The sequence below is a fragment of the Streptomyces sp. ICBB 8177 genome (genome assembly GCF_003144095.1).
Taxonomy (GTDB): Bacteria; Actinomycetota; Actinomycetes; order Streptomycetales; family Streptomycetaceae; genus Streptantibioticus_D.
On sequence record NZ_NSKH01000010.1, the window covers coordinates 1 to 5,105 of the forward strand.

The 5,105-nt window shown below is 74.2% G+C and carries 2 protein-coding genes; both read right to left on the reverse strand.

Annotated features, from left to right (window positions below):
- The coding region (locus CK485_RS08160; protein ID WP_146214506.1) for a type I polyketide synthase at nt 1-1,828 on the reverse strand (1,828 nt) is incomplete at its 3' end.
- Nucleotides 1,829-1,922: 94 nt separating this feature from the next.
- A partial coding sequence (locus tag CK485_RS08165) for a type I polyketide synthase (RefSeq protein WP_206749852.1) occupies nt 1,923-5,105 on the reverse strand: 3,183 nt, incomplete at its 5' end.

Below are 5,105 nucleotides of genomic sequence, written 5' to 3' on the forward strand. Positions count from 1 at the left end.
ACACCTCATCGAACGCCCCCGCGAACACCGGAAACGCCTCATACAAACCCCGCCCCATCCCCAACCGCTGACCACCCTGACCCGAGAACACCACCGCGGGACGTGCGGTGCCGCCGGCGGTCCCGGTGATGACCGGAGTGCCCTCCGAGCCTTGGGCGAAGGCGCTCAGGCGGTCGAGCAGTTCGGCGCGGTCCCGGCCCACGACGACGGCGCGGTGGTCGAAGCGGCTGCGGGTGGCCGCGAGCGAGTAGGCGACGTCGGCCGGCCGCAGGTCCTCGTCGGCGCTCACCCGGTCGGCGAGCCGACGGGCCTGGCCGCGCAGTGCGGCCTCACCGCGGGCGCTGAGCACCCAGGCGGCGGGCGCCTTCACGGGGGCGTCCGGGGTGCCCTCGGCGGCTGTCGTACGCGGATCGTCCGAGGGCTCCGGCGCGGTCGGGGCGGGAGGTTCCTCCAGGATCACGTGGGCGTTGGTGCCGCTGATGCCGAACGAGGAGACCGCGGCCCGCCGCGTTCCGTCCGCCCGGCGTGGCCACTCGCGTTCGCGGTCCAGCAGTTCGACCGCGCCGGAGGACCAGTCGACCCGGGGGGTCGGCGCGCTGATGTTGATGGTGCGCGGCAGCTTGCCGTGGCGCATCGCCAGCATCATCTTGATCATGCCGCCGACACCCGAAGCCGCCTGCGCGTGGCCGATGTTGGACTTCAGCGACCCCAGCAGGAGCGGGCGCTCCTGCGGCCTGCTCTTGCCGTAGGTGGCGAGGATGGCGTTGGCCTCGATCGGGTCGCCCAGCGGAGTGCCGGTGCCGTGTGCCTCCACCGCGTCGATGTCGCGGGCGTCCAGGCGGGCGTCGGCGAGGGCCTGGGCGATCACCTTCTCCTGGGCCGGCCCGCTGGGCGCGGTCTGGCCGTTGCTCGCGCCGTCCTGGTTGACGGCGGTGCCGCGGATCACGCCGTGCACCGGGTGCCCGGCGCGTACCGCGTCCGACAGCCGCTCCAGCAGCAGCACGCCGCAGCCCTCGGCCCACACGGTGCCGTCCGCGTCGGCCGAGAACGGCTTCACGCGGCCGTCAGGCGCCAGTCCGCGCTGGCGGGAGAACTCCAGGAAGATGTCGGGCACCGCCATCACGGTGACCCCGCCCGCCAGGGCCAGCACGCACTCGCCGTCCCGCAGCGACCGCACCGCCTGGTGGACGGCGACCAGTGAGGACGAGCACGCGGTGTCCAGCGTGACGGAGGGGCCTTCGAGCCCGAAGGTGTAGGAGACGCGGCCGGAGAGCATGCTCGGCGTGCTGGAGATCAGCAGGGTGCCGTCGAACTCCTCGGGGATCGCGCCGAGGTGCTGCGCGGAGTAGAACTCGTACATCAGGCCCGCCCACACCCCGGTGCGGCTGCCGCGCAGCGTGGCCGGGTCGATGCCGGCGCGTTCGAACGCCTCCCACGCGGTCTCCAGCATCAGCCGGTGCTGCGGGTCGGTGGCCTGGGCGCCGCGCGGGCTCATGCGGAAGAACGGGGCGTCGAAGGCTCCGGGGTCGTCCAGGAACCCGCCGCGCGCCGAGTAGGTGTGCCCCGGGGTGTCGGGGTCGGGATCGTAGAGCGCCTCGGCGTCCCAGCCGCGTTCGGCGGGGAAGGCGCTGGTGGCGTCCGTGCCGGAGTCCACCAGGTCCCACAGTCCGTCCGGGTCGGTCACCCCGCCGGGATAACGGCAGCCCATGCCGACGACGGCGATCGGTTCGTGTGCGCGCTCCTCGGCGTCGGCCAGCCGGTGCCGGGCGTCGGCCAGGTCGGCGGTCGCTCGTCTCAGGTATTCGCGGAGCCGTTCTTCGGTCGCCATCGCGGGTGCCCCCTTGGGATCACGTTGATCGGGTTGATCAGGTTGACCGGGCTTACCGGGTTGATCGGATCGACAGGCTGATCAGGTCGAGTGCTCAGATCTGGTTGTCGATGAACTGGAAGAGTTCTTCGTCGGAGGCCGCGCCGAACCCTTCCGTGAGCGCGGGTGCCTCGTGGTCCGGGCGCACCCTGCGCAGGGCGGCCTGGAGTGCCGCCCCGGCGCGGTCGCGCTGTCCGGGGTCGTCGTCGAGCCGGCCGAGCAGTGCGGTCACCTGGTCGAGCGCGTCGGCGAGCGCGTCCGCCGCGGAACGGGTACGCGGCGCGAGTTCGCGCAGCAGGTGGTCGGTGACCGCTTCCACCGTGGGGTGGTCGAAGATCAGGGTGGCGGGCAGCGTGAGCCCGGTCTCGCGGCCGAGGTTGCCGCGTAGTTCCACCGATGCCAGCGAGTCCAGGCCGAGTTCGGTGAACGGCCGGTCGGCGTCGATCGCGTCGGGGCTTCCGTGTCCGAGGACGGTGGCGGCCTGCGTGCGGACCAGGTCCAGGACGGTGCGCCGGGCGGCCGCCGCGTCCAGGGCCGACAGGCGCTCGGCCAGGCCACCGGCGCCCTGTCCCGCCGCGTGCTCGGTTCGCCGGTCCGCGGGCCGGTCTGTCGCCGTGGCGGTCGTACGGCGTGGCACGCGGGCCAGCCCGTGCAGCACCGCCGGTACGACACCTCCCGACCGGGCCGTGGCGCGCAGCCCGGCGAGGTCCCAGCGAGCGGCGACCACGGGACCGCCGTCGAAGGCGGTACGCACTGCCGCCGACATTCCTGACGCTGCGTCAAGTGACGCGTCGAACAGGGCGAGTCCCTGCTCGCGTTCGAGGGGAAGTGCTCCGGTGCGTGACAGCCGCGCTTCGTCCGCCCGCGTCAGCCCCGCCGCCATTCCGGCCGCCGAGGACCACAGGCCCCACGCGATGCTGGTCGCGGGCAGGCCGAGCGCCCTGCGGTGTGCGGCGAGTGCGTCGAGGAAGCCGTTGGCCGCCGCGTAGTTGGCCTGTCCGCCGTGCCCCAGCACACCGGCCACCGAGGAGAACAGGACGAAGGCCTTCAGTGCCCGGTCCCGCGTGAGTTCGTGCAGCAGCCAGGCACCGTCCGCCTTGGGCCGCAGCACGGTCTCCATGCGGTCGGGGCCGAGTCCGTCCACCACGCAGTCCGCCAGGACGCCCGCGGTGTGGACGACCGCCGTGAGCCGGGGAACGGTTTCCAGCAGCGCCGCCAGCTCGGCGCGTTCGGCCACGTCGCAGGTGGCTACGCGGACCGTGGCGCCGCGGGCTTCGAGGCGGGCCTTGAGGTCCGCCGCGCCCTGGGCGTCCGGACCGCGGCGGGAGACCAGCAGGAGGTCGCGTGTCTCGTGCCGGTCGACCAGGTGCTCCGCGAGCCAGCCGCCGAGTCCTCCGGTGCCGCCGGTGATCAGGACGGTGCCGGTGCCGAAGGAGTGGTTGCCGCTGCCGAGCGGGCGGTTGCCGGGGGTGTGCGGCTGCGGACCGCCGGGACTGCTCGGGGGAGCGTCCGTCGGAGGCCGCCGTACCAGCCGGGGTACGCGCGTCCGCTCGCCGTCCACCGTGAACTGCGGCTCGCCGTTCGCCACGGCCTCGGCCAGGCGGCGCCAGGCGGCCGGGGAGTCGTCGCGGAGGTCGGCCAGGGTGAAGGCTCCCGGGTGTTCGGCCTGCGCGGAACGCACCAGCCCCCACACCGGCGCCCCGGCGGCCGAGAAGGGATCGGCGAGGAAGACCAGGCGTGTCGCGGCCAGGCGTTCGTCGGTGGCCCGGCCCCGCACGAGGTCGAGGGCGGCGTGCAGGGCACGGCGGGCGGCACGGGGCGCGTCCGCCGACGCGTCGTCGTCCGGTGTCGCGCACACGATCGCCACGTCGGCCTTTTCAAGCCGGGTGGCGATCTCTTCCAGATCGCGGAGCACGGAGGCCTCGATCCCGGCGGCGGCCAGCGCGGCGGCCGTCGTGGACACGGACGGCTCCTGACCGAGCACGGCCCAGCGTGGTCGCGCGCCGCGCACTTCTTCCGCCGTCTCCGCGAACTCCACCGGCATCCATGCCACCTCGTACAGCGCGCCGGCGTCCGTCGGGATCACACTCGTCGACTGACGCAGCGTCACCGACCGTACGACGCCGATGCGTTCGCCGTCCTCGTCGCGGAGGTCGAGCCGCACGCCGCCGTCGTCCGCCCGGGAGAGCCGGACACGCAACCGCTCGGCCCCTGGCCGCTCCACGCTGACGTCCGTGAACGCGAAGGGGATGGGCCGCCCGCCCCCGGCAGGGTCGTCGATGGCATCGAGCACGAGTACGTGCAGCACGGAGTCGAGCAGTGCGGGATGCGCGAAGAACCCGCCGGCGGTCTCACGCGACGACCCGGGCAGGCGGACCTCCGCGTAGTGGTCGTCGCCCGACCGCCAGGCGGCCACCAGGCCCTGGAAGGCGGGTCCGTAGACGTACCCGGCCTCCGCCAGACGCTCGTAGACCCCGTCGAGGTTGATCCGCTCGGCGCCTTGCGGCGGCCAGGACACCGCCCAGTCCCCCGGTCCGGCCGCAAGGGCGGCCCGGTCCGGTTCGAGACGGCCCGCGGCGTGCCGGGTCCACGGGGCCGTGGGGTCGTCGGCGGGCCGGGCGTGGACGGTCAGCTCGCGCCGGCCGTCCCCGTCCTCGCCTCCGACGGCCACCTGGATCTCCACGGCACCGGAGGCCGGCAGCAACAGCGGTGCGTGCAGGGCGAGTTCAGCGACCACCGTCGCTCCGCACGTCGCCGCCGCGTGCAGGGCGAGTTCCACGAACGCGGTGCCGGGTACGAGGACGTCGTCACCGATGGTGTGGTCAGCCAGCCAGGGGGTGCTGCGGCGGGAGAGCCTGCCGGTGAGCAGCTGTCCGCCGTCGTGCGCCACCGGGACGGCACGCTCGAGCAACGAGGGGCGCTCCCCGGCCGTGGCGTCGCGGTCGGTGAGCCAGAACCGGCGGCGATCGAAGGCGTACGTGGGCGGCTCGACGGCTCCGCCGGCTCTCCCGGCCTGGTGGGGGCGCACCGCCGTCCAGTCGACGTCCACGCCCGCCGTGAAGGCCTCGGCGGCGGCGCGCAGGACGGCGTGCTCTTCCGGTTCGTCGCGGCGTGCGGTGGCGGTGACGGTGGCCGTCGACCGCGGCGACAGACTGGAACGCACCATCCCCGCCAGCACCGCCCGAGGACCCACCTCCAGGAACACACCCGTACCGCGAGCCTCCAACCGCGCCACCAC